At 51.3% G+C, this 556-nt stretch carries 2 protein-coding genes; one reads left to right on the top strand and one right to left on the bottom strand.

All coding sequences use genetic code 11. The annotated features are described in order from the left end of the window. Positions 1 to 137, top strand: a 137-nt coding sequence (locus MoGM_RS06260) for a helix-turn-helix domain-containing protein (protein WP_146078671.1), incomplete at its 5' end; no start/stop codon positions are given. Between the two features lie 147 nt (positions 138 to 284). Here MoGM_RS06260 and MoGM_RS13165 read toward each other — a convergent pair. Further along, positions 285 to 509 carry a hypothetical protein gene (locus MoGM_RS13165; RefSeq protein ID WP_199181771.1) on the bottom strand — a complete coding sequence of 75 codons (225 nt, stop codon included), beginning with the start codon at positions 507 to 509 and terminating at the stop codon, positions 285 to 287. Positions 510 to 556: the final 47 nt, after the last annotated feature.

Genomic DNA, 556 nt, shown 5'->3' with positions numbered 1-556 from the left:
GGACACTTCAGGACTATCGAAACGAAGGACGCATAGCCTATATCCAGTTAGGCGGCAAAATTCTCTACCGTGAATCGGACATCGAAAGGATGCTTGCTGACGGCTACCGCTCTGCCTACCGACAGACGGCAACCTGATTTTCTTGAAGGAGCGCAGTTTGCCGTCTGCCCTGTGATTGCATCAGCAATGGTTCGGCAAAAAGAGAAAGGAACGGCTTACAGATCGAGCATCAATATCCTGCTTCGTCTGTAAGCCGTTCCTCTTTTCTTTCTTCTGATTTCCCATCAGTCGCTTGTTTCCGTTGCCGGATGCTCTAAAAGCGTGTGGCAGGCAGTGGCAAGGTTTTCGGGTTGAATACGCTCCGCAGGAGGAAGATTCTGCCCGAAACGGCTCTGCCGCCCGACCTTGCCGCTGCCATCAAGCCATGCACTACCTTTGCATCCGTGCATCGGGAACGAGTGGCTGACGGAATGAACCTCAACTATACCATCGGTTGTCGCTTCTGCCACAGGAAACAAACAACGTAATCGGTGTTTCTTTCAGGGTTGAACTAATT

It is taken from the genome of Prevotella sp. MGM1 (genome assembly GCF_002933775.1).
In the GTDB taxonomy this organism is placed as follows: domain Bacteria; phylum Bacteroidota; class Bacteroidia; order Bacteroidales; family Bacteroidaceae; genus Prevotella.
The sequence above is the reverse complement of the archived record's forward strand: the minus strand, read 5'-3'. Positions and strand labels throughout refer to the sequence as shown.